This is a genomic window from Bdellovibrio sp. 22V (genome assembly GCF_030169785.1).
Classification (GTDB): domain Bacteria; phylum Bdellovibrionota; class Bdellovibrionia; order Bdellovibrionales; family Bdellovibrionaceae; genus Bdellovibrio.
Genome location: NZ_CP125854.1, coordinates 2,011,658 through 2,033,615, shown reverse-complemented (window position 1 = coordinate 2,033,615; position 21,958 = coordinate 2,011,658). Strand labels below are relative to the sequence as shown.

General features: G+C 47.0%; 20 protein-coding genes. 8 read left to right on the top strand and 12 right to left on the bottom strand.

Annotated elements, in window-relative coordinates; all coding sequences use genetic code 11:
- The first annotated feature begins 122 nt into the window (after window positions 1-122).
- From QJS83_RS09725 to QJS83_RS09705, 5 genes are all read left to right on the top strand, one after another.
- Complete coding sequence (locus QJS83_RS09725; protein WP_284604379.1) at window positions 123-1,091, top strand: SDR family oxidoreductase; 969 nt, start codon at window positions 123-125, stop codon at window positions 1,089-1,091.
- A 56-nt stretch (window positions 1,092-1,147) separates the two neighbouring features.
- Window positions 1,148-3,934, top strand: a complete 2,787-nt coding sequence (cphA, locus tag QJS83_RS09720; RefSeq protein WP_284604378.1) for a cyanophycin synthetase — start codon at window positions 1,148-1,150, stop codon at window positions 3,932-3,934.
- Window positions 3,931-5,076 (top strand): amidohydrolase family protein, encoded by a 1,146-nt coding sequence (locus tag QJS83_RS09715; RefSeq protein WP_284604377.1) that lies wholly within the window; start codon window positions 3,931-3,933, stop codon window positions 5,074-5,076. Before cphA ends, QJS83_RS09715 begins: the two co-directional genes overlap by 4 nt.
- On the top strand, window positions 5,054-5,953 hold the full coding sequence (locus QJS83_RS09710) for a cyanophycinase (protein WP_284604376.1): 900 nt from the start codon (window positions 5,054-5,056) through the stop codon (window positions 5,951-5,953). Before QJS83_RS09715 ends, QJS83_RS09710 begins: the two co-directional genes overlap by 23 nt.
- Window positions 5,954-6,044: 91 nt before the next feature.
- The gene (locus tag QJS83_RS09705; RefSeq protein WP_284604375.1) at window positions 6,045-6,584 is read left to right on the top strand and encodes a hemerythrin domain-containing protein; all 540 of its coding nucleotides are present in this window, start codon (window positions 6,045-6,047) and stop codon (window positions 6,582-6,584) included.
- 56 nt (window positions 6,585-6,640) lie between these two features.
- Here QJS83_RS09705 and QJS83_RS09700 read toward each other — a convergent pair whose 3' ends face one another.
- Together QJS83_RS09700 and QJS83_RS09695 are read right to left on the bottom strand one after the other, a co-directional pair.
- On the bottom strand, window positions 6,641-6,868 hold the full coding sequence (locus tag QJS83_RS09700) for a hypothetical protein (RefSeq protein ID WP_284604374.1): 228 nt from the start codon (window positions 6,866-6,868) through the stop codon (window positions 6,641-6,643).
- A gap of 166 nt (window positions 6,869-7,034) precedes the next feature.
- Window positions 7,035-7,868 (bottom strand): flagellin N-terminal helical domain-containing protein, encoded by an 834-nt coding sequence (locus QJS83_RS09695; protein WP_284604372.1) that lies wholly within the window; start codon window positions 7,866-7,868, stop codon window positions 7,035-7,037.
- Between the two features lie 324 nt (window positions 7,869-8,192).
- Between QJS83_RS09695 and QJS83_RS09690 the strand changes: the two genes are divergently transcribed.
- On the top strand, window positions 8,193-8,939 hold the full coding sequence (locus QJS83_RS09690) for a transposase (protein WP_284604370.1): 747 nt from the start codon (window positions 8,193-8,195) through the stop codon (window positions 8,937-8,939).
- A 180-nt stretch (window positions 8,940-9,119) separates the two neighbouring features.
- Here QJS83_RS09690 and QJS83_RS09685 read toward each other — a convergent pair whose 3' ends face one another.
- Both QJS83_RS09685 and QJS83_RS09680 read right to left on the bottom strand, forming a co-directional pair.
- On the bottom strand, window positions 9,120-9,944 hold the full coding sequence (locus QJS83_RS09685; RefSeq protein ID WP_284604369.1) for a flagellin N-terminal helical domain-containing protein: 825 nt from the start codon (window positions 9,942-9,944) through the stop codon (window positions 9,120-9,122).
- 499 nt (window positions 9,945-10,443) lie between these two features.
- Entirely contained in the window at window positions 10,444-11,388 is a 945-nt protein-coding gene (locus QJS83_RS09680; protein ID WP_284604368.1) for an N-acetylmuramoyl-L-alanine amidase-like domain-containing protein, read from the bottom strand.
- Window positions 11,389-11,601: 213 nt separating this feature from the next.
- Between QJS83_RS09680 and QJS83_RS09675 the strand changes: the two genes are divergently transcribed.
- Window positions 11,602-12,867: a hypothetical protein gene (locus QJS83_RS09675; RefSeq protein ID WP_284604367.1), complete on the top strand. Its 1,266-nt coding sequence runs from the start codon at window positions 11,602-11,604 to the stop codon at window positions 12,865-12,867.
- Here QJS83_RS09675 and QJS83_RS09670 read toward each other — a convergent pair.
- Window positions 12,862-13,587, bottom strand: a complete 726-nt coding sequence (locus QJS83_RS09670; protein WP_284604366.1) for a 3D domain-containing protein — start codon at window positions 13,585-13,587, stop codon at window positions 12,862-12,864. The genes QJS83_RS09675 and QJS83_RS09670 overlap by 6 nt on opposite strands.
- Before the next feature lie 109 nt (window positions 13,588-13,696).
- On the bottom strand, window positions 13,697-14,440 hold the full coding sequence (locus tag QJS83_RS09665) for a substrate-binding periplasmic protein (protein WP_284604364.1): 744 nt from the start codon (window positions 14,438-14,440) through the stop codon (window positions 13,697-13,699).
- A gap of 110 nt (window positions 14,441-14,550) precedes the next feature.
- On the opposite strand from QJS83_RS09665, the gene QJS83_RS09660 reads away from it, so the two are divergent.
- Complete coding sequence (locus tag QJS83_RS09660; protein WP_284604363.1) at window positions 14,551-17,268, top strand: ATP-binding protein; 2,718 nt, start codon at window positions 14,551-14,553, stop codon at window positions 17,266-17,268.
- Here the strand turns inward: QJS83_RS09660 and QJS83_RS09655 are convergent.
- Genes QJS83_RS09655 through QJS83_RS09630 form a run of 6 tightly spaced genes read right to left on the bottom strand, consistent with a single transcriptional unit; the run spans window position 17,265 to window position 21,827 of the window.
- Complete coding sequence (locus tag QJS83_RS09655) at window positions 17,265-17,903, bottom strand: ATP-binding cassette domain-containing protein (protein ID WP_284604361.1); 639 nt, start codon at window positions 17,901-17,903, stop codon at window positions 17,265-17,267. The two genes, QJS83_RS09660 and QJS83_RS09655, sit on opposite strands and share 4 nt — an antisense overlap.
- Window positions 17,875-19,335 carry an ABC transporter permease gene (locus tag QJS83_RS09650; RefSeq protein WP_284604360.1) on the bottom strand — a complete coding sequence of 487 codons (1,461 nt, stop codon included), beginning with the start codon at window positions 19,333-19,335 and terminating at the stop codon, window positions 17,875-17,877. The genes QJS83_RS09655 and QJS83_RS09650 overlap by 29 nt, the downstream gene beginning before the upstream one ends.
- Entirely contained in the window at window positions 19,332-20,372 is a 1,041-nt protein-coding gene (locus QJS83_RS09645) for a thiamine ABC transporter substrate-binding protein (RefSeq protein WP_284604359.1), read from the bottom strand. Before QJS83_RS09645 ends, QJS83_RS09650 begins: the two co-directional genes overlap by 4 nt.
- A 3-nt stretch (window positions 20,373-20,375) precedes the next feature.
- Entirely contained in the window at window positions 20,376-20,858 is a 483-nt protein-coding gene (locus tag QJS83_RS09640) for a DoxX family membrane protein (protein WP_284604356.1), read from the bottom strand.
- Window positions 20,859-20,872: 14 nt separating this feature from the next.
- A complete protein-coding gene (nth, locus tag QJS83_RS09635) occupies window positions 20,873-21,604 on the bottom strand; it encodes an endonuclease III (protein ID WP_284604354.1) in 732 nt (243 codons plus the stop codon).
- The gene (locus QJS83_RS09630; protein ID WP_284604353.1) at window positions 21,591-21,827 is read right to left on the bottom strand and encodes a ferredoxin; all 237 of its coding nucleotides are present in this window, start codon (window positions 21,825-21,827) and stop codon (window positions 21,591-21,593) included. The genes nth and QJS83_RS09630 overlap by 14 nt, the downstream gene beginning before the upstream one ends.
- Window positions 21,828-21,958: the final 131 nt, after the last annotated feature.

Genomic DNA, 21,958 nt, shown 5'->3' with positions numbered 1-21,958 from the left:
TAAATTCACGCTCTTAGTCTAGGGAAGAAAGTTGTATGTTCGCACTCCCGCCTCGAGAGAGTTCCGAATTTTTTGAAACCTTGGAAACCTAATTCGGTACACATTTCGACGAGGAGGACATTATGGCGAAATCATTCAAACCAAAACCTCTTGAGCAACAAACGCTTGTCATTACTGGAGCCTCCAGCGGCATTGGTCTTGCCACTGCGGAAATGGCCGCCCGTCGCGGCGCCAACGTTGTCATTTGTTCCCGCAATGAAGAAGATCTTCGCTCGATTGCGGAAAAATTGAATGTCACCGGAGGTTCCGTTCTGCCCGTTCGCGCCGACGTCAGAAGTCTCGCCGACTTGGATAACGTGCGCCGTGAAGCCGAAAGCAAATTCGGAAACATTGATACGTGGGTGAACAATGCGGGCGGCTCCGTTTACGGTCCTCTTTTAGAAATTCCCGAAGCCGAGGAGCGCGAACTTTTTGAAACAAACTTCTGGGGCGTTCGCCACGGCTGTCACGTCGCCGTCGATGCCATGCGCGCTCGGGGTGGCGTCCTCGTTAACATTGGCAGCGAGGTTTCTGCCCGCTCCATCCCGCTCCAAGGAATCTATTCTTGCACAAAACACGCGGTAAAAGCGTACACGGATGCTTTGCGTATGGAGCTGTCTTTTGACAAGATCCCTATCGAAGTCTGCTTGATTCGTCCCACCGCCATCAATACGCCGTTTCCCGATCACGCGGTGAATCGCTTGCGCAATGGTGAACCGTCTTTGCCCGATCCTGCTTACCATCCGGACTATGTTGCCGAGGCCATTTTGAAATGCGCTGTGGATCCTGAGCGCGATATTTATGTCGGCGCGCCTTCGATGATGACAGCCGTGATGGAATTTCTCATGCCGGAAACAACCGACATGTATATGGAGAAGAAACTTTTTAAAGATCAGAGCAAGGGAACTTCGTTAAATCATGATCGAAAAAATGAAGGACTCTTTAATGCGCCTCCACATGAAGGTGAACTCACTGGTCACCATCGCGGCAAAATCAAAGAGAAAAAGAACATGAAAGAACGACATCTTACCGACGACCACTCACATCATTAACGCGTGAGTGCCTTGGCGAGGCTTTGCCAAAGTCATGTACATTTCAATTTTCTAACTTGTCCGAGGAAAACAATGCCGAGAAGATGCCCGGCATTGTTGATCCTCAACCTTGGCGAGTTTTATTGCGAGTCAACGCCGATAACTTTTATGAAATGGTGAAACAAATGAAAGTGCTCAACATCAAAGTCATCCCAGGACCCAACGTTTTTCACAGCCGCCCCGTGATGATTATGCAAGTGGATCTCGAAGACTTAGTAGACACCGCAAGTAACGAGATTCCCGAGTTTAATGAAAAACTCAAAGCCCTTTTACCAAGTCTTTTTGAGCATCGTTGTTCGCCGCAAAAGCCGGGCGGTTTTTTTGAACGCCTCGAACGCGGAACCTACATGGCCCATATCATTGAACATGTGGCTTTAGAACTGAGTCATCTTGCGGGTATGGATGTCACTTACGGAAAATCCCGGTACGCAGGACGACCCGGTGTTTATCAAATTATCACGCGCTTCACCAACGAACGAGCCATGGCCATTGCATTACGAGCAAGTCATGCCTTGATTCAATCCATTCTTGAGAAAACGGAGTTCGATATCCCCGGTACGATTGAAAGAATTCGCTCTGCAGTGGAAGATTCCAACGAGGGTCCCAGCACGGAATCCATTTTGCGTGCCGCCCGCCGAAAGAAAATTCCTTATAAAAAAATCTCTGGAGGGTTGATTCAATTCGGTTATGGTAAAGGCATTCGCAAAATTCAAGCCTCTTTGACGGATAAAACCAGTCTTATCGGAGCCGAGTTAGTTCAAGATAAAGACGTCACAAAAGAATTTCTGCGCGACGCAGGTATTCCCGTGCCTGACGGACTTGTGATTCGCTCTGAAGACGAAATCAACGATGCGATGGAAATGTTGCACGGTCCATGGGTCCTCAAACCTTTTGACGGCCATCACGGTAATGGTGTGGCCGTCAATCTTAAAACCAAAGAAGAAATGCTAGAGGCGTTTGCCGCCGCAAAAAAACATTCGGATGCGATCATCGTCGAAGAGATGTGCGAAGGAAAAGATTATCGCATTCTAGTTGTCGACGGAAAATTCACTGCGGCTTCTGAACGCAGACCGCCTACCGTGACAGGGGACGGCGAAAAGACAGCCCAGCAATTGATTGATATTTTGAATTCAAATCCTTTACGCGGTGTCGGCCACTCCTGTGTGTTATCCAAAGTCATCATCGATGAAGGCGTGACCGCGACGTTGGCAAAACAAGGACTGACATTGGAATCTGTCATTCCGGCGGGACAAACGGTTCTGCTGCGCGGGAATGCCAATCTTTCTGGCGGCGGAACTGCGAAAGATGTGACCGATGAAGTTCATCCCGAAATTCGCTCTGCCTCTGAACGTGTCGCTCGTCTCGTGAATTTGGATATCTGCGGTATCGACGTCATTCACAGCAATATCCAAGAGCCCATAAATCCTTATTTTAAAATTATAGAAGTCAATGCTGCTCCCGGACTGCGCATGCATCTCGCCGCTTCAGAGGGAAAATCCCGCGATGTCGGCGAAAATATTATGAACATGATGTATCCGGATCCAAAGTCAGCCCGCATTCCAATTATCGGCGTCACCGGTACAAACGGAAAGACGACGGTCGTGCGCATGATCCGTAAAATTATGGGAGCTCAACCCCGCACGTGCGTGGGTATGACAAGCACCGAGGGAATTTGGCTTGGCAAAGAGCAAATTCTAAAAGGCGATACATCAGGTCCCTTCTCTGCGAATGTTATATTAAATGATCCCGCCGTCGACTGTGCCGTCTTAGAGCTGGCCCGCGGAGGAATTTTGCGTGGCGGTTTGGCCTATGATTGGTCCGATGTGGGTGTCATCACAAACATCAGGCCTGATCACATCGGACAAGATGGGATCGACTCTATTGAAGATCTGGTGTGGATCAAGTCGTTAGTTGCCGAGCGAGTTCGCGAAGGTGGCACGATCGTGCTCAATGCCGATGATCCTCATTCGGTCGGCATTTTACAAAGTTCGCGCATAAAAGAGATTCCGCGAAAGATCATGTTGTTTTCTCTTAATCCCAACAACCCTTTGCTCGTCGCACATATGGCTTCGGGGCAAGATGCTTGCTGGCTCGAAGAAGGCTGGCTGTTTTCTTGCCGTCATGGAAAAATTCAAGTTTTGACAAAGGCTGGAGATCTTCCGATCACTCTCGATGGATTTGCAAAATTTCAGGTCGCCAATGTGCTTGCCGCTCTCTGCGCAACATTAGCGTTAGGTGTTTTCAGCGAAGACATTATGCGTGCGCTTAAAGAGTTCGATCCTGAAGAAGAAAATGCCGGTCGCCTCAACATTTATCAAGTGGGCGAAGGCCACGTCATTTTAGACTACGGCCACAATTCCGATGCCATCGAAAGCATCGGAGAAATGCTGAATCACTGGAACTGCACAAAGAAAACCGCCGTGTTCGGTTTACCAGGTGACAGAGAAACAGATTTGATTGATCTTGCCGGGCATAAAGTAGCGCACTACTTCGATCACATTATTCTGCGTGATGATTTTGATTTGCGCGGACGACAACCCGGGGAAGTTCCCGAGCGTCTGACCAAGTTATTTGACAGCTTTTACCCTCACATCAAACATGAAGCTATATTCAATCAGGCCGATGCGATAAAAAAAGCTGTGAGTCAGATACAGAAGGGCGAAGTTATTGTCATTTTCTTCGAGTCTTTGAGTACAACGCTAGAAATGCTTTCCGATTTCAAGCTGACTCGCGTGTCACACGTCGCCTTGAAGAATAACATCAAACCTCGTGAAACAAGCGAACGAGCAACTATGCATCTATGATGACTTATTTGGAAAACGGACATATCTTTGTAGAAGGCGCTTTCAAAAAAGCGAATCTTCTTATTGCCCGTTCCAAAATTGAGAGAATCGGCAATGTCTCGGTGCAAACGCTCGACGAATTGCAAGTAGAAGTCCTTGATTGTTCTGGCTGTTACATTATTCCGGGTTTGATTGATCCGCATCTGCACTTAACCGGAGGCAGTGGCGAACGTGGCGGTTTTTCTTCGCAAAGTCTGGGAATTTTAGTTTCCGAATGTGTCGAAGGCGGAGTCACCACTCTTGTCGGTACCATCGGCGTCGATACCACCACCAAAACAATGCCCGAACTTATCGCCAAAGCGAAAGCCTTTAACGATATTGGCCTTAATGCTTTTTGCTACACCGGAGGCTACGACTGTCCTCCGCGCACGATCACGGATTCCGTTCGCAACGACATCATTTATATTCCCGAGGTGATCGGTGTCGGCGAACTTGCTATTGCAGACCGACGAGCTCCCGAACCGGAGTTACGCGATCTCGCACGCGCTGTGGTCGATGCTTACGTCGGCGGAATGCTCGCTAACAAACCGGGCATCGCGCACATTCACGTAGGTCCCGGGCAAAGACGATTGCAGACGATACGCGACTTAATGGAACAACATGAAGTCATTCCGGCGAAGATCTACATGACTCACATCGGTCGCAGTCAAGCGTTAGTGGAAGAGGCCATCGACCTGGCAAAAAAAGGCTGCTTCATCGACTTCGACTTATGGGAGCGGGATTTTTGTTACTGGTACAAGATATATAAAGATCTCGGCGGTCCGTTGAGCCAAGTCACAGTGTCTTCGGACGCCGGAATCGGTAAGCCTTCCGAGTTATGGGAGGAACTTAGATCCGGTGTGCTTCAACATGGTTTGAGTCTCGAAGAACTCATACCGCACTTCACGTCTCATCCTGCAAGAGCATTAGAGCTCAGTCAAAAAGGACGAATCCTTGTCGGTTGTGATGCAGACCTCGCCATCTTCGACGTTAAAGAACTTGCGATGAAACATGTTATATCCCGAGGACAGATCTTCGTGAAAGACGGAAAATACATCACAGGTGAAGACTTTAGAATTTCAAGAAGAGGCTTTGATATATATGGCATCAGGAAAAAAGGTTAATCACAAAAGGTCGCGGGTCAAAGCAAAGCGCACCAAAGTCACCCATAAAGGCGGAACTCTTATTATCATCGGTGGTCGCGAAGATAAAACCGGCGAAATGCGTATACTCAAAGAAGTCGCGTCACGCACCGACGGCGGGAAAATGGTGATTGTGACTGCGGCCAGTGAAGTGGCCGAAGAAGTCTGGAATGATTATTATAATATTTTTCGTAAGCTCGGTGTAAAACAGATCGAGCATTTCTATGTCAATCAACCTGAAGACACTCTCGACAAAGAACACCTCTTTAGGGGAGCCACCACCGTTTTCTTTACCGGGGGCGATCAGCTCAAAGTCACCACTAAGTTAGGTGGAACTCTCGTCATTGATTGGATGGTAGAGATTTTTAAAAACGGAGGAACTCTTGCCGGAACTTCCGCCGGTGCCTCGATCATGGGCGAAGTCATGCTTGTCGGAGGAGAAAACACCGAGTCACATAAAGTCGGCAACTGGATGATGGCACCCGGACTGCGCTTCGTTGAAAACATGATTATCGACCAGCACTTCGCGCAGCGCGGACGTATCGGTCGCTTGTTAGGGGCTGTCGCGCTCAATCCCGGAATTCTTGGCATCGGTATTGATGAAGGAACCGCGATTATCGTCGAGAAAGACCACTTCGAAATCATCGGTGAAAACGCCGTGTATGTGATCGACGGACGAGGCGTGACTTACACCAATATTTCCGAGGCCTCCGCGGAAAAAACAATGTCGATGCACGACATTCGCCTGCATGTTTTGGCTGACACGGAAGTTTTTGATTTGAAACTTCGCCGCGCTATTGTGCCAAAACCAGTGGACAACAGCTTAAAAGAAAATCCTCGCCCTATTGACGGGGATTAAGTCACCGACCACGACTTAGAGTCTTTGAGATTGTTATTTCGTAAGTTAAGTCTTCATTTCCGAAAGGGTACCCTGAATGAAAGGAGGATTTATGACGATCTACGAACTTTTAAAAAAGGATCACCGCGAGGTCAAAGATCTTTTCGAGGAGATAAATTCTTCCTTGGAAGATGAAGACTTCCGCGAAGTCGAAAATCTCTTTAATACATTGAAAGTGAATTTAGCCTCTCACGCGAAAGCGGAAGAGGAGGTTTTCTATCGTCCTCTCCGCCTTGTCAGCAAGGATTTCAAAGGAGAAGAACTGACTTGGGAAGGCGAACAAGAACATCACGTTGTTGCCTTGCTATTAAATGAGCTTTCGCGCATCTCTTTTGAAGACGAAGAGTGGAAAGCAAAGATCAAAGTTCTTTCCGAACTTGTCGACCATCACGTCGCCGAGGAAGAAGGCGAAATTTTTTCGAAAGCGAAGAAAGTTTTTTCCAGTGATGAGGCGGAAACTATCGCACAAAATATGGAACGCCTGAAAGACAAATACAAAGGCATGATCGATAACGCCCTGGCAGGAGACATCGAGGTTTTCAACAAACCTATCACCCACCCTGCCCACACCGGCCAGTCGATGTATCCTTAATCACCTTGCTCGCCATCAAACATAAACGGGAGTCTTTACGACTCCCGTTTATTCTTTCAGTGCTTTTTGAATTCCGGCCAGTTTTGAATTTTATCTTTATTCAAAACCACCCGATGACCTTCACTATCCAACACTTCCGAAATAATTCCTTCAAGCTGAGTCTCCTCGTCTCGTTTCGGTTCTTCCACGTCATGTCGCTCCGGCGGTGCCATGACTACAGGTTCTTTAGGATTATGCTTTTTAAATGGATCAGAGAGATGACGAAGTATTTCGATAACACCCATAAACAACCTCCTCCAACGAAGATCATTTACAGAATACCAAATCAAAAAACGAGGAATTTCGAGACTAGACGAAAGTACCCCAAGGAAGGGCTTCGCCTTCCTTGGGTAGGTTGGTACCGAGAGGCAACGGAGGTAGCCTCTCAGATCAAACTCTTATTTCTTAATATTAACCGATCAATCTCATTGCATTGTTTGGCATTGCATTCGCTTGAGCCAACACCGCAGTATTCGCCTGCAACAGAACCGAGTTACGTGTAGATTCAGCAGAAGCCAAAGCTACGTCTGTGTCACGGATACGAGAGTTCGCGGCAGAGATGTTCTCATGTTGCACACCCAAGTTGTCGACAGTGGATTGCAATCTGTTTTGAAGGGCACCGAGATTTGCGCGGTAACCGTTCACTTGAGATTGAGCCGTGTCGATTTGTGACAACGCTTCTTGAGCACCCGCTTTAGACGAGAAGTCGAAACCTGCGATACCCAAGCTGTCGATTGTTGCGTTCGTTTCGCCAGCATTAAAGGAAATTCTATCAGCTTCTGAGTCATTACCGATACCTACTTGGAAATCAAATGAATCGCCAGAACCATCAAGAAGTTTAGTCGTACCGAATTTAGTTGTTTGCGTGATACGTTGTGCTTCCGATTTCAATTGTTGAATCTCTTTATCGAGGAAGCCGCGCTCAGTATCACCTACAGTATCAGAAGACGCTTGAACACCTAGTTCTCTCATACGAGTCAAGATGTTAGAGATTTCACTCAAGCCACCCTCTGCTGTTTGCACCATTGAGATACCATCGTTGGCGTTTCGGCCCGCTTGGCTCAATGATCTGATTTGCGATTTCAAGTTTTCACTGATCGCCAATCCCGCAGCATCATCCGCTGCTTTATTGATGCGTGATCCAGAAGACAATTGCTCCATGGATTTTCCAATTTGGCGCTGAGAGTTTACCATTGTTCTCTGAGCGTTGATTGCAGATACGTTTGTAGAAATTCTCATTCCCATGAGGGACCTCCATTATAGTGACGGCCTTATACCTACTTAGGCTCGTCTGTTAACACGTTGGTGACTCCACTTTCGTCTGGGCTCTCTACAAGCGATTCTCATCAGGCAGTCACTCCATCAGAGTCTCTTGAGAGCTTTCGATTCAGTTTCATCGTTGCTTCTGACAAACCTTTCGGCGAGGTCTTAAAAGGCTTTAGTCGCGTCTAGCAAAACTAGACCATCATCCAGCAAAAGCTAGACGAAGGTTGTGAAATCCAGCCCATTTTCCAGCCCTCTTCAAGACAAAAGTCCAGCTCCACCCAAAGTCCACCCCGACCAAAAAAGGTGCCTGCTTCTTTTTTCTGGCAATACCGCATCAAAAATCCGCCCGACGAACCTCGATCGGAACAAAGACCAGAGCAAACCGGAAACAAAATTGCTCTACGCGCCTTCATGGGAAGAAAAAATTTTATCAATCACACAGAGTTTCCTTATCACCTCTATGCTCGTTGTATTAATCGCGATTGGTTTTCCAACGACATGGATAAGATGTGGGAGTTGATGACGAGAAATTTATATTTTATGCATCTTGCGTTCAATGTGCGCATTCATGCGTTTGTAATGATGAGCAATCACTTTCATTTAATTGCGGCAACTCCGGATGGAAATCTTAGTCAAGCGATGCAATACTTTATGCGTGAAACCAGTCGAGAAATTACTTTTCAAGCTAAAAGAATTAATCAAACTTACGGTTCAAGATTTCATCGCAGTTTGATTGCTTCTCCCCTCTATTATCTGCACGCGTACAAATATCTTTATCGAAATCCCGTCGCTGCAGGAATCTGTAAACGAGTCGAAGACTATCCATATTCCACGCTGCCGGCGTTGCTTGGAAACACGCGAATGGAAATTCCTATTTTAGATGATCATAATTGGGGTTCGATTACCCAGAGAGAGTTGACGCTTTCGTGGTTAAATACGGCGCCTTCAAGTGACAATTGGGAAGATGTCCGGAAAGCCTTGCGGAAAGGCGTTTTTAGATTGCCGAGGCGGGATAGTCGGTCTTCGCCCTTGGAAGATTGTGCGCTGTAGCCAGAAAAAAGAAGCAGGCACCTTTTAAAATCCCTGGGAGCGGGTGCTCCCAGGGTGGGCTTAAGACACGAGGAGTTTATGTGGGCGACCCCTCATTCTCGAATGAGGCCGTATCCCAGAACAGGCCCCACTCGATATCCGTAGTGTTAACGAATTGTGATTTCTTAAGTGTTTTACTTATTAAACTAATTTCAATGCCACGTTAGGTAATTGGTTCGCTTGCGCAAGAACCGATACCGCTGTGTTTTGCAAGATACTTGCGGAAGCCATCTCTGCCGTTTCTTTCGCGATATCAGTATCGCGGATACGAGAGTTCGCTGCTGACAAGTTTTCGTAAGAAACGTCGAGGTTACTTACCGTAGATTCAAGTCGCGATTGCATCGCACCGAAGTTCGCGCGCAAAGCACCGACTTTTTGAAGAGCTCCATCCACGGCCTCAAGCGTGTCACGAGCCGCGCCTTTGTCATCAACGGCGATACCGCTAATACCAAGAGTGCTTGTCGTCGCATCCGCATCGAAGTCGAAGGAGATGATATTTTCCTCTCCGCCGTAGGCGCCGACGTGGAATTCTAACTTACCACCGGAACCATCGAGGAGTTTCGTATTACCGAACATAGTGGTTTTCGCGATACGATCCGCTTCTTGGATTAATTGTTGGGCCTCGTTGTTGAGGAACCCGCGTTCCGTATCACTGACAGTATCAGACGCTGCTTGTACTCCGAGCTCGCGGAGACGAATCAAGATATTCGATACTTCGCTGAGACCACCTTCACCCACTTGCGAGAATGAAATCGCATTATTCGCGTTGTTTCGCGCTTGCGAAATACCTTTCAACTGTCCTTTAAAGTTTTCTGAGATCGCCAAGCCGGCGGCGTCATCGGCGGCGTTTACGATACGAGAACCTGACGCCAAAGCTTGCGCCGAATGTTCCGCACGTTTTTGCTGTTTAGAGAGCACACGTTGTGCTGCGATAGATGCAGTATTGGTAGCGATTCTTAAGCCCATGAGAACCTCCTAAGGGATTAAAGACCACTTCCGCTGATTTTTTTGGAATTGTTCGTGAACCTAGGTCGCACCACTTACCTTCAGAACACTCTTAGATCCCGTCAACGTACTATGATCTGTGTTTTAAATTTTTTCTTACTAACTCACTAAAAAAATAAATTTAAAATTTTGTGGGAAAGGCTCCTCGAGACCGGGGTGACTGACCCAGTTTTTCGAGGAACCATTGCCATCGGAGGTTGATCCTTTGAGGAGCTCTTTCGAGCTTTTTGGAGGAGGAGGTCCGAAGCCAACTTTATTCCCAACGTGTTACGCGAATCTATTCGGACCATAGTCCAGAAAACTTTAGGGCCAAGGTCTAGTTTTTTTAGGAGGGCTAACGTTAGTGCCTGATTTTACTGGAAATTAAGGACTAAAAAATTTTACGACAAAGGTCTAGGAAGACCTCGACCAAGGCCGGGAAAGCGATGTTTTATCAAAGGGTTATGTTACACAGAAAAGTTTAAGGGGAAGCCTTCCCAGCACCCAGAATATTGAAACCAGCCATCGAAGGAGACGCCAGCATCACACGGCGAATGTAGCTCGTAAGAGCCTCTTTTTTCACACCCATATAGTCGTCACTGCCATCGCGACCACGACCGTTGCTCGCGTGAACCATGTACAGAACTCCATTTTCTCGAATAAGAAAACCTTGGTGAGAAACATCCAAGCGCGTGCCGGCCGCTTTCACCAAATCCCAATTGGGACGAACAAGATTAAAGATACTTCCCGAAGGAATGCGCGCGAGCAGAGCCTCGTTTTCAAGAAGATCTTCCTTCGCGATATAAGGCAACTGACCGAGCGAGCGAGAGAACTGACGACCCATCAGAACAAAGCGCTCCCCTTTTTTGTAAAACCATTGATCCTTATCAATCCAAGTCTGCGACCACTTCGTGTACTTCCCGGCAATCGTTCCCGTAATATCAGTCACGTACCCGGCCTTACTATTATTGGGAACCCAGTCGAGACTAGAAAAATGGTTGCGAGTTTCATAAGAGACAATACCGTCTTTATAGCGAATGCGGTTGATCGTTTCCTTAAACTCTTCGGGGGATTTCGCAAACGACAGAGCCAACACCGTTTCAACAAATGTCGTGCAATCAAAACCATCAAATCGGTAGAGCGGAGATTGCGAGATCTCTCCATTGCGACCCTCTCCGAGAGGTTCGACAAGATAAGGACTTTTATTCTGCAAAAAATAACGGGCGAAAAGATGAACGCGCTCTTGCACACTGGCTTCGCGCCAAGCTTTCGAAGCTCCGTAAAGATTTTCTAAATCACGGTCTGCAGAGGAAACTCCACTGGCACCAGAGGTCGTCCCTGTCGCTTCCGTAGAGGCGGCGAAAGCCATTGGGCCGGCAGACAGACTGCATGCTATTAGAATGTAAAAGGCAGCGGATAATCTCATACGTTCCTCGATTCCAGTCCCAGGTAAAGCAAATCCAAGGCTCGCTATATCGCTGTTTAATTGAGTTTAAGGCGTTTTCCGTGTGTATCAAATCGACACAAGGCCTTTCTTGGGCGCAAAAAAATGAAAGAATCACAAACCTCAAAGCCTTGATTTGACAGCTATTCCGAGGACTTTTACAAACAGGCCTCTGCAAAAAGACGGAGGTTCTCGATGAAGTTTCTCGCTCTTTTCTTGGTCCATTTTACAGTCTCTTTGGCGCTGACGGCACCGGCCGCCGTGCTTTCTCCCAGCTCTCAGGAAGTTAAATTTTCTTATACCGCGGAATTTCAAACGACGGACACTCAAGAAGATCCCGTCTATCTTGCCGATGTTCATGCACAACATCTGTTTGGCTATTTCCAATCTCCAGAGATCGTCGCTCGTTATAGAATCAACTCTGATACTCCCGGTGTGGGAGCTCCGCGCTTGCCACTTTCCTATGAAATTCTTAAGAAGAAAACCCGTCACGGCGTGCGCACGATTCAATATAAAGTTTCGGGCGTTCTGCTTTTAAATAAAAAACTCGCGACAAGACTTATCGAAAGAGGCTTCTGGAACATCACACTCCCCACCGACCTCGATAATTTTTATGCAGAGAAATGCACAGATGAACACTACCCAAGTTTCGGCGACTTCTGGTATTTCTATGATCCTTTTCGTGCGGGCTGCGAATTCCTAAGACAGGCGCCAATGGCGGCGCCGGTGAAAATCAACATCGCGGCTTTAAAAAATCTGCCGGAAGATGCTGACGCTCAGTTAGAGCGTCTCCGCGGAGATAACGGCAACGGCGATCTATTCCAGATTACAACTGTCAACGGTTATTCAGAGAATGCGAAAGACGACGAAGACGAAGGCCGTTTGGCCTTTGAAGAGATGAACGAATGGCTTCGTCAAACCGGCTTTAAAGAAACTCTGGTGGCGCGCTATCAAAATCGTCCGATCCATCAATTCGACAAGACACTTAAAAGAAAAGATGGAAAACTTGTGCAAGTTCGTGTGACAAGACTTCTTGTCGAAACGGGATCTTCCAGCAAGAACGTCACATTTGCAAAGTTCTTCAAAAACGCTCTGAAAGAGGCGGATGTTGTAATTTACGCAGGCCACTCTGGCTTGGGTGGAAATCTCGATATCGCGGCGCTCGAAGAAAAAGCGGGCCCGCTCGAGTTCAACCCGCGCAAATATCAGATCTTCTTTTTTGATGGCTGTTCGACGTATTCTTATTACCTTTCAAACTTTGCCGCGCAAAAATCAAAAGGCAAAATCGATATTCTGACGAACGGTCTTTCTTCTTATTTCGGTTACGAGGCTCCGGTGCACAAAGCGCTTTTTGCGCATCTTCTGAATGTAAATAAAAATCCAGGCTGGAATGAAATCCTCACGGATATGGAAGAGCCTTTAGACGGAATGACATTTATGTTGAACGTGGGATCGCTATAAAGAGCGAGCGATTCCTTCTTCAAGGACGTCCTGCTTAAGACGAGGATAGTTGCGACGAACGCGAACGGCTTGAGCTTCCTCGGCCGTTGCAAGTCTGAATTCAAAGTGGTTGCGAGGATCACTGAAACCAAGGCGCGCCAAGGTGTTTTCTTTCGCGCGATGATCATAAAACCCCGTAAAGAAATCAAAACGATTCGCACCGACGATGGCTCCACCGGTGTCTCGGACGATCACATACCCGTCGTGGATCTCGCCATTCGGCAATGCGGCTCCAACTAAACGAGGAATGAAAAGCACGTCACCGACTTGATAAATGCTAAGATCCGCCGCTACAGAAAAATAAGGGTCCAAGCAACTGCCGTTAACGCCGTACCCGTAAGGACACTCTTTCAATTCCACGTCGATAAAACGCGGCACGCCCTCTTTAGTTGAATGATAGTTGTAAGAGCTGATTTTAGTTCCATCATCCACAAAGCAGGAACCTTGCAGCAAACATTGATCGTAATCTTTGGAGCATAATGTGGCTAAAGTGCGCCCTTTGGGAGAAAGCAAATCGCGAAGATCGTTCGCTGAGCAGTTCGATTTATCTTGATGGATTGTCGGTTTAAAATAAATCGTGGGGTTCATCCCGCGACCATCTGAAGACTTCGAAACGGCGCAAGAGATCAGAGAAAAAGAAAGCGCTGCAATAGTGACGAGCGACAACAGATTTGCCTTCATTTTTTCTCCTTTCCGCACAGCCTTACTTATACCTGATTTCGTCCTCGTTGGCCGAGGTCCCGGAGAAAATACAAAGCGAACTGGCAAAAGTTCCATGCCTGTCAAAAATCTAGTCAGAGCGGCGCGCATAGCGAAGCAAATAATCGTCCACCATGCGCTGAAAGTTCACTAAAGTCAGGGCCTTCTCGAGCTTTTTTCTTTTCTCGACGTTGTGTTTGTTGAACGCAAAAAACAATTCTTTATCTTCGACAATCTTTTTGTTGATCGACACTCGCCCGGCCAGATGCGGCTGCAAAACGTAGATCAAGTAGCGGGCGTTATTAATATCCATCAAAGCGGCGTCTAATTTTCCCAAGGCGACTTTTCGAACATTCGTATCATCGCTGATCACAGCTTCGACATGAATCGTTTTATTTTTCACAAGACGATTGAACTCGACGGTATTTCCATAATCTTCAGTGACACCGATTTTCTTTCCTCTGAGATCGGTGAGTTCATTCCAGACCAAGGGTTTACCGCGCGGCTCGATAAATCCCAAGGGAGAACGGAACAGAACAGGAGAAGCGATAAATTCCGGAAGCACTTCTTCTTTCCATGCTGGAAAATAACCGATCATGTCAGGTCGATTGCCCTTTTTGACTGTCTGAGTCCACGAGCTAAAGACAAATTCGACATTCACGTCCACTTTTTTCAGAGTTTCGCGAAGGGCATTGGCGGCAGCTCCGTTATCAGGGCAGCGCGAGCAAATAAATGGCGGCCACTCAAGAGTCGCAATAACCCAACGTTCCGCTTGTGCGCGAGGAGAGAAGAGCAAGAGCAGCACTAGAAGCGGAAAGAATTTGATTACATTCATTTAACTAGCTCTCCCAAGGAAAGACCTGATTTCGCGCCGGTTTTCAAGTACTCATTGCCCGAGTAATACCTATACGATATCACTGAAAAAGAATAGGCAACTAGAGGGGCATGACTTTACGTTTAAGAATTTTCTTATTCAATCTGATCTCAGTCTTTCTTGCAACATTCGTTGTTGCATTGATTGGCCTCAAGATTGTTGAATCGACAGTCATCGACAGCACCTACGAACGTCTAACTCAAATCCGCATTAGTAAAACGACTGCTATTGAAAATTACTTCAGAGATCTACAAACTGCAATCAATCTCATTTCATCGCATGAACTTACGGACGACTTGCTTTCACAAAGTCGTCTTGAAGCTTTTCCGGAGTTTCGTCGGCTTTTGGACAACTATGTCCTCGATTTCAATATCTATGACATGGCCCTTGTTAGCACTAAAGGAGAAATAGTTTATACAACTCGAAAAGATCTTGAGGACGGAACTTCTGTTTTCTCTGAAGAAACGGGAGGAAAACTCAAAGACTTGTTTTCATGGGGCATGAAAGCGCAAGAGGGCTCGACTCTTTTCATCGATTTCGATAAGGATCCCATCAATCCGACATCGGCGACGGGATTTGTTGCCGCTCCTATCTTCCGTAAGACTTCCGTCGTCGGCGTTTTGATTTTAAAAATTTCTATCTCTGAAATTGACCGCATTACCAGCGACAACTTTGCCTGGGCCACGCACGGCATGGGTCAGACCGGTGAAACATTGATCTATGGTGAGGACTGGAGTTTGCGTAACACCGGACGCTTCCGTGTGGAGGGAAATCCCAAAGACCCTTCCAACTTAGAAGCGGAAGTCCTTTCTTCGAATCGCGGCGACGAAGATATAAAAAAAATTGAGAACCTTAGCGAAGTGCGCGAACTCGGCACCGACTATCGAGGCCAAAAAGTCATTCGCTCTATCGGCAAAATTTATTTACCCAACGGCGAGCTTTGGTACATTCAAACAAAGATAGATGAAAGCGAAGCTTTCGCAGTCCTGGATCGTATTGCCATCGCTTCGAGTGCGGCGGCCGTTCTTATTTTTATCTTGTTCTTCTTTGCGACATTCGCAGCCACCGGCAAAGTGGTTGAGCCGATTCAACTTCTCACAGACCGTCTTGAAAAACTGGGTACGACAAAGCTGACTCAGAAAATCAACTACAACTCTAAAGACGAAATCGGTTTGCTGGTCAGTAAGTACAACCAGCTTGCCGACCGCTTAGAGACCACGACAGTTTCCAAAGAGTTTCTAGACAGCGTTATTCAATCGATTAAAGCGTTTCTATTCATTGTCAAAGTTTCGCATCACGAAGACTGGAAACAGTCGACGTACATCATTTCTCAAGCGAATGAAGCGGCGATGAAATTGCTGGGACTTTCCCCGCACCAGCTTTCGCAAGTGGACCTAAAAACTTTGGTGCATGGTCCGCCGGAATTTAACAACTACTCTTGGCTTCTGCAAACCCGTCACAGTATCGAGGCAGAAATCACGAATGCGGAAGGACGCCGTACTCCGATTCTGATGAATTGGGCGGCTCTTCCGAACCGGACCAGCAAGGACCTGACTTTTGTTTTCGTGTGCACGGATATCACAGATCGGATCATGGCAGAGCAAGCTCTTATTGAAGCCCGCGAAGCCGCCGTCAAAGCCTCGCAAGCTAAATCAGAATTCCTTGCGCGTATGAGTCACGAAATTCGTACACCGTTAAATGCAATCATCGGGATCACCGATATTCTTGCCGAGTCCGATCTGCATCCCGATCAGGCGCAGTTAGTAAAAGTGTGTGCGAACGCGGGCGAAAATCTTTTGGCGCTGATCAACGATATTTTAGACATCTCGAAAATCGAAGCGCGTGAAGTTCGCTTGGAACGCATCGCTTTCGATCTAGAAGCGACGACCACAAATATTTGCGACATCTTAAAACAAAAAGCGGCAGAGAAAAATCTGCGCTTCCAGTTGCGCATGACCCTGGACCAGGAAGAGTCGCACGTCGTGATCGGCGATCCTACGCGCCTAAGACAGATTCTTTTTAATCTTATTGGGAATGCGATCAAGTTCACTCAGACGGGCGAGATCACCGTCCAAGTCGAGTTCGAGGGACCTGATAAACGCTTCGTGAAATTTTCCATCAAAGACACGGGAACAGGGATTCCGAAAGACAAGCAGCACCTGTTGTTCCAAAACTTTGTTCAAGCCGACAGCTCGATCACGCGAAAATTCGGTGGCAGCGGTTTAGGACTGACTATTTCGAAAAATCTTGTCGAGTTGATGGGTGGCCGTATCTGGTTCCAAAGTGAAGAAAACAGCGGCAGTACGTTCTGCTTCACGATTCCGTATGTGCCGACGGATTCCTCTTATGAAATTCCGCACACAAGCGAAGAAAAAGAAACGCCGCTGATACAGCCTCCGCCAGAAACAGCCGTGCGCAACGGTCGCATCTTGATTGTCGATGATACGGAAGACAACAGATTCCTTTTGCTCACTTATTTGAAGAAACTCCCTTTTGACGTGGTTCAAGCGGAAAACGGCCAAGAAGCCGTCGAAAAAGTTTTACGCGAGCCTTTTGATTTAATCCTTATGGATATTCAAATGCCAATCATGGACGGATACGAAGCGACTCGTAAAATTCGCACCTGGGAACGTCATAATAAAATGAAACCCATCCCTATCATCGCGGTGTCGGCTAATGCGATGTCTGAAGATGTGCAAAAATCTTTGGATGCGGGCTGTACCGAACACGTGACGAAGCCAATTAAGAAATCGGCTCTTTTAGAGATGATTCAACGCTACACAATCTAAGTTGAAACTAAACGACCGTCGCGAATCTTGGTGACTTTGTCCGCCAAGGCTTCGACGTCCCGTTGATCGTGCGTAACCAGCAGCGTAGGAATTTTTTCCGTGGCTATGACTTGCTGAACTAGCTTACGACTTTCCTCTCGCAACTCCTGATCCAAGGCGGAAAAAGGTTCATCCAACAGAAGAAGCCGAGGCTCTCCCATCAATGCGCGCGCAATCGCCACACGTTGTTTTTCGCCGCCCGATAAAACCGAGGCCGGTCTTTTTAAAAAAGATCCCATTTGCAGAATTTCGGTGAGTTCTTTCAAGCGATCTGCAGCTTTCTTGGCTTCGACGTCCCGCGCGCGAGCCGCGAAAAGAATATTTTCTTCCGCCGAAAGATGAGGAAACAAATCCAGAGTTTGAAAAACCACGCCCAGGCGTCTTTGCGGGGTTTTCATCTTGGCTAAATCGACGCCTTGAAAATTCCAGCGCATACCAGGGCAGGCTTCCAGTCCCAGAAGAATACGAAAGACCGATGTCTTGCCCGATCCGGAAGGCCCCCATAACACGGTGACGCCTTCATCAAGAATTTCCCAAGACTCTATATCGAGTTTGAAGTCCCCATAATCACGGTTCAAATTTTCGACGAAGGACACGACTTCCCCCCACACACAAAACAAAACAAATAATTCCGGCGACAATAATTAAACTGCTAAGAACAATCGCTTGGTTCAAACGATACCCTGACATCAAAGTTTCCGTCATCATCGCAATGCTGAGGTCGCGATGCGCGAGAATCCGTGACACGGCGAAGTCTCCGCACGCCCAAATTGAGGCGATCCCGGCAAGCATTCCAGCGCGCGTGGAAATCTGCGGAAAAAGAACTTCTTTAAAAATCTGTTTCGAAGAAGCACCCATGGCGTATGCTACGGTCATTTGCGATTGCAACGAATGCAGTTCCCCGTCCCAGCCCATTCGAAAAAGGCTGTTGAGACTTAATAACGTCAAAGCAATCGGGATTTTAATAAGCGGATAAAAACCCTCGTTAGGCCCTAAAATCAAAAGACTAAAACATGCCAGTGAGGTGGACGGAGCCACATAACCATTCAAGAACTTTTCAAACCACGGCTTTGGCCAGCAATATGCAATAAGCATCAAGCCCGCATAGCACAAAGCTCCTACGCACAAACCGATAAAAATACTTCCTAAAAAATTCCAGAATAGTGCTGACTGCAGTTCATAAAAAGTCGAGATCAACGAAAGACCTTGTACGAATCCTTGCGCGTAGCCGAACAAATAAAGAAACGAAAGCCCGGCAATGGCAAATATCCCCGAAGGACTGCGAATCAGACTGAGGTTTGCCACCCGGTTCGCATGTGCTCCCTGACCGCGACTCGCGATAAAAGAAAGTGCGAATATAAAGGTCGATTGAAGGAAGGCCAAAAGGACCGCGCCTCCCCAATCGCTGGAAAGACGGATCTTTTCATAGATTAAAACTTCAACCGTCGTCCCCTTGCCACCGCCCACGATCAAGGGCACTGCAAAACTTCCAAAACAAACGACAAAAATAAAAAGACCTAATAACCAAATATCTTTTTTCAACAAAGGCAAAAGACCTTGCCGCAGAAACTGCCAGCGCGACGCACCTTCGACGTAAGCAAGCTCGATCATTCCACCCAGTTTGTTTTCGATAATACCGGCCAACAAAACAGCCGCTAAACCGAAATTCATCAAAGTATGAATGATCACAATTCCTGCGATACCCATCGGAAAAGGATCAATGATATTCAAGGTTGCCAGCAAAATAAAAATAGGCGGGAGGAAATTCGGAAGCAAACAGAGGATTTCAAAAACAAAACGTCTTTTCTTCGAGCCGTCATTGAAACTTAAAAGTCCCAGTGCCGCCCAAAATCCGACAAACAAGGACAGAAGTGCGGAAAAGAAAGCCTGAATGAAACTGTTTTTAAAGGCCCAAAGAAGTTCGCCGATATCTGGAGCTTGTGAAATCCGAAACTGCGTCAATAAAAACAGAAACGGAAAAAGCAGAAAGAGAACCAGACTTAGGCGAAGGGCATTTCTAATGTTCAATTAAGTTCGCTCCGACGAATTTCAGTCCAGCGTTTTAAAAGACGATCGACTTCCGTCGCCGACAAGATTTCCATTTGCGACATCGTCTTCACGTTCATCAAATCAGCAAATGGCGTATTTTCAATAACACCTTTCATCACAGGGAACATGTAGTTCTTTTCCATGATGATTTTCTGCCCTTGCGGTGAAAGCATCAGATTCACAAACTGCTCGGCTAGATCGCAGTGGCGACAAAATTCAGGGATACCAACAAACTCAAACTGCACCGGCAATGCTTCATTGAAAGGAAGAGCGATATAATCTTTCTTCTTTTCTTCCACCTCGTGATAAAGAGGAGATGTCACATAGGAATAAACCAATTTCGCCTGCTTGTTCGTGAAAAGTCCGTAAGCAGTGGACCACGTCGGAGAAAATGAGTGCGCTTGCCCCATCAACTTTTGTAAATAGCGAAAGCCTTCTTCTTCCCCTTTAGAGCGAATCACCCAATAAAGAAACTGCATTCCCGGCGAACTTGTGCGCGGGTCTTGCAGAGCGATCTTCTTTGTCAGCTCCGGTGCCAAAAGGTCGTCCAATGACGAAGGTAAATGTGTGAGGTCGTCTTTACGTGCGACAAATGTGAGTGCGCCCCAATCATAGGGAACAAAAAAGCTGTTCGACAAGGCCGGCTTCACGGAATCGTAAACGTCCAATTTACCGATGCTTAATTTGCGCCATGCTTGTTCGGAAATCGCTTTCGAAATATCAAACTGATCTAGGCCCACAACAAGGTCGGCACCAAGGCTTTCGCCTTCAATTTTCAAACGTTGCAAAAGAATTCCAGAGTCACTGCCCTCGATAAACTCCACTTTGCATTTACAGCTTTTTTCGAACTCTTCTTTAAGCAGCGGACCTGGGCCCCATCGGCCCGTAAAAGAGGCGTATCCAAAAACTCTTAAAGTCGGTAAAGAACTTGAGGTCGCACCCTGTTCGTTCTTATTCAGAACCGCCAGAAACAACCCGAGGAAAACGACGGCGATAAAAAAGATAAAATGCTTCACTGCTTACCACCACAAACCGCGACGACGCTTAAAGAAGTAATAATCAAAGCCAAGACAACGTCCCGCTCCTACCCATGCAAGAATCAAATGAATCGCTAAGAATGTTTTATATAGATCTTCCATTGCAGGGCCGGAAATGAACAACATCGTCACACAAAGAAGAACGCCCAACAAGGCCACCGGGCGCACAACGTAACCAATGATGTAGGAAATCGCGATCGCAAACTCAACACCCAAAATAATAAATGCGACAGTTTGCCAATTCGGAATCATCTGACTGCTGGCAAAAATCTTAAACCAGTTCGGAGCATGACTCGCAGGAAGCCACTCGGCCATTTGATCCGCAATACGCGGGCGACTTAAAAAATCACCGCGATACTTTTGCAGGGCGTGCTCTAAATAGTAGTAACCTAAGAAAATTCTTAAGAAGGAAATAGGTAGAAGATGGCCGACGTATTTAACGCTCTCAAAGAATGCAACAAACATGAAATCATTGTGAACTAGACGCCCACCTTCGGGCAAGTCTCCTCTAGGAAGCAATGACTGCATGCAGGTTTTCTCGCCTTACAGATAGCTCGACCATGTGAGATCAAATAATGCGGCAACATCACCCAATCTTCTTTGGGGACTTTTTGGCTGAGTTCTCTTTCGATGATTACAGCGTTATCCGTTTTCACCCAACCCAAACGATTCGACAAGCGGGTGACGTGAGTGTCCACGACAACTCCGCTCGCAATGCCGAAAGCATTTCCAAGGACCACGTTCGCGGTTTTACGACCCACTCCTGGCAACTCGACCAAAGCCTCAAGGTTCTGCGGAATCTCTCCCTTGTATTTCTCAACAAGTGTTTCTGCCGCCGTCTTCAAAGACTTCGCCTTATTCTTATAAAAACCCGTGGAGCGAATGATCTCTTCAATACTTTCGACCGGGGCCTTCGCCATCTTTTGCGGCGTGGGATATTTCTTAAAGAGGTTTGGCGTCACCATATTCACGCGTTCATCCGTGCATTGCGCGGAAAGAACTGTGGCCACGAGAAGCTCGTAAGGATTCGTGAAATTCAACGCACAATGGGCGTCGGGATAATAGCGACGAAGAAGATCGATCGTCTCTAAAATGGGGGCCGGTTTTTTAGGTGATTTTGCGGGTTTAGCTTGAGCGGTCGCGGTTTTTTTTGCCGCCTTCCCCGCTTCCGTTTTCTTACGTGAAAGAAGAGGCTTTTTACTGGTCGGCATCGTTACCGATGGCTTCCACAGGGCAACCTTCCATCGCCTCTTTACACAAAGCTTCCTCTTCCGGAGTCTCTGGTTGTTTCGCTACGAAGGCATGCCCGTCTTCTTCGTGCATAGAGAAATTTTTTGGAGCCGTCAGCACACAAGCGTCACAGGCGATGCAAGATTGATCGACGAACATTTTGCCTGGTTTATTCTCTTTCCACATCTGACTCTTGTCGGCCATGAGGTCTCCTAAATATGCGACCTTAATATAAAACTTTTGACCTTGATGTCAAACTGAGTTCCCGACTTGGGTCGTATTTTTCACCCCAGATATGAGTGTTGCTGGGACCCGCTGTCATTTACCGCTAGACT

What these genes read in the sequence shown, in the direction of transcription:
- QJS83_RS09695 (WP_284604372.1), bottom strand. Translation starts at nt 7,868, where the DNA reads ATGGGAATGAGAATTTCTACAAACGTATCTGCAATCAACGCTCAGAGA.
- QJS83_RS09640 (WP_284604356.1), bottom strand. Translation starts at nt 20,858, where the DNA reads ATGTTTGTTGCATTCTTTGAGAGCGTTAAATACGTCGGCCATCTTCTA.
- QJS83_RS09715 (WP_284604377.1), top strand. Translation starts at nt 3,931, where the DNA reads ATGATGACTTATTTGGAAAACGGACATATCTTTGTAGAAGGCGCTTTC.
- QJS83_RS09725 (WP_284604379.1), top strand. Translation starts at nt 123, where the DNA reads ATGGCGAAATCATTCAAACCAAAACCTCTTGAGCAACAAACGCTTGTC.
- QJS83_RS09700 (WP_284604374.1), bottom strand. Translation starts at nt 6,868, where the DNA reads ATGGGTGTTATCGAAATACTTCGTCATCTCTCTGATCCATTTAAAAAG.
- QJS83_RS09630 (WP_284604353.1), bottom strand. Translation starts at nt 21,827, where the DNA reads ATGGCCGACAAGAGTCAGATGTGGAAAGAGAATAAACCAGGCAAAATG.
- QJS83_RS09670 (WP_284604366.1), bottom strand. Translation starts at nt 13,587, where the DNA reads ATGAAGGCAAATCTGTTGTCGCTCGTCACTATTGCAGCGCTTTCTTTT.
- QJS83_RS09675 (WP_284604367.1), top strand. Translation starts at nt 11,602, where the DNA reads ATGAAGTTTCTCGCTCTTTTCTTGGTCCATTTTACAGTCTCTTTGGCG.
- QJS83_RS09660 (WP_284604363.1), top strand. Translation starts at nt 14,551, where the DNA reads ATGACTTTACGTTTAAGAATTTTCTTATTCAATCTGATCTCAGTCTTT.
- QJS83_RS09710 (WP_284604376.1), top strand. Translation starts at nt 5,054, where the DNA reads ATGGCATCAGGAAAAAAGGTTAATCACAAAAGGTCGCGGGTCAAAGCA.
- QJS83_RS09680 (WP_284604368.1), bottom strand. Translation starts at nt 11,388, where the DNA reads ATGAGATTATCCGCTGCCTTTTACATTCTAATAGCATGCAGTCTGTCT.
- QJS83_RS09705 (WP_284604375.1), top strand. Translation starts at nt 6,045, where the DNA reads ATGACGATCTACGAACTTTTAAAAAAGGATCACCGCGAGGTCAAAGAT.
- nth (WP_284604354.1), bottom strand. Translation starts at nt 21,604, where the DNA reads ATGCCGACCAGTAAAAAGCCTCTTCTTTCACGTAAGAAAACGGAAGCG.
- QJS83_RS09665 (WP_284604364.1), bottom strand. Translation starts at nt 14,440, where the DNA reads ATGAATGTAATCAAATTCTTTCCGCTTCTAGTGCTGCTCTTGCTCTTC.
- QJS83_RS09685 (WP_284604369.1), bottom strand. Translation starts at nt 9,944, where the DNA reads ATGGGCTTAAGAATCGCTACCAATACTGCATCTATCGCAGCACAACGT.